Consider the following 1,482-nt stretch of genomic DNA (forward strand, 5'->3'; position numbering starts at 1 on the left):
TCTTAATGAACCGCTGTATACGAGACCCGTACGTACAGTGGTGTGAGAGGCTCTCCCCGTCAGTGTTCACTGGCGGGGCAGTCTACTCGATTGGCGTGTCGTTGTTTTTTTTTTACGCTGTCCAAATCATCTGTATTCCTGTAATAATCAATAGTATCTCTACAAGTATAATAAATTTATCTCGGCTTATTTTCTCGATAATTTTTCTGCCCGTCCAACTGCCCAAAACCATTGCTGCTCCAATAAAAAGTCCGTAATAAAGTTCTTCAATTCCAATTAGCGAATATTTACTATAAACTACAGTTTTGGTCAAGTGCATAGCTAACGCTGCAAATGCTTCACTTGCGACATAAGCTGTTGCTGTCAAGTTTAGTCCAAGAAAGAAGGCAGCTCCAATTGGTCCGGCACTTCCAATAAGTCCCGATAAAAATCCCGTCAGTCCGCCACCGACTAACATTCCTTTCTCTCCGAGAACTATTTTTTTGATTTTCAGTCTACGATATCCCACCAATAAAATCAAAACTATACCAATACAAATTTTTACAATTTTGCTGTTTATGTCTGTAAACAAATAACTGCCAAGAATAGTCAAAGGAATAGCGGTTAAAAGGAAGTAGATAATCGGTTTCCATTTTAATTCAAATCTACCAAACCAAACTCGGGAAGTATTTCCAAATATTGAGGCTATTGTCAAGATTGGCACTGCTGCTTTTACTCCAACAATATTTACGACAAACGGTAATAGAATTAATGCACCGCCAAAACCCGCTGCTCCTGAAATAGAAGCAGCGATATAACTAATGATAAATAAGATTATGAGTTCTGTCACCATTTGCTTGATGTTATAAACATTTTAAAAATCCAAACTACGAGTATTACCCAAAGTAGAATTATGATACTTCCCACAATCCAATTTTTCTTCTTTTTAAATTCTCTTGTTTCGGCTTGTAGTCGGCAATATTGCATTACTTCGGTTGAAATAAGTTTTATGGTTACGTAAATCAAAAGTGGAACAATGACAATGTCGTCAAGTAAGCCAAGAATTGGTATGAAATCAGGAATCAAATCTATTGGACTAAATGCGTATCCAACTGTCAAAATAATAAGTGCTTGAACGTACCAAGGAACTAAATTATCGGTTAAAGCAATTCGCAGAGCTTTCAAGTCTGTTTTTATTCTGTTAGCCCACTTTTTCAGTTTGTTAATGGTTGTTATATGATTTTCGGTATTTATCAATGTTACTATGGTCATTTTCTCAATGCACGCCAACGGTTACGTGTATGGTGTCGTTTGGCGATTCGAAGCACAAACCTGTCAAACCGTTACAATGTTTATTAGATGCAAGACCCTTCAAATTAGTACTATCCGCCAAATGCACTATACACGATGTGTGTGCCCTGCATAAGCAGCGCACACACTTGTTGTAAGCTGTTGAAAAAGTTTAAAAATACAAATAAACTTTACATAGCACCCAAACAACAA

The 1,482-nt window shown here is 37.0% G+C and carries 2 protein-coding genes; both read right to left on the minus strand.

What is annotated here, in order from left to right:
* Positions 1 to 112 precede the first annotated feature (112 nt).
* Complete coding sequence (locus N2K84_RS20120; protein ID WP_282593629.1) at positions 113 to 832, minus strand: sulfite exporter TauE/SafE family protein; 720 nt, start codon at positions 830 to 832, stop codon at positions 113 to 115.
* Positions 826 to 1,251, minus strand: a complete 426-nt coding sequence (locus N2K84_RS20125) for a YkvA family protein (protein ID WP_282593630.1) — start codon at positions 1,249 to 1,251, stop codon at positions 826 to 828. Before N2K84_RS20125 ends, N2K84_RS20120 begins: the two co-directional genes overlap by 7 nt.
* Between the last annotated feature and the right edge of the window lie 231 nt (positions 1,252 to 1,482).

Origin of the sequence: Gaoshiqia sediminis (assembly GCF_025907915.1) — a bacterium.
Classification (GTDB): Bacteria; Bacteroidota; Bacteroidia; order Bacteroidales; family Prolixibacteraceae; genus Gaoshiqia; species Gaoshiqia sediminis.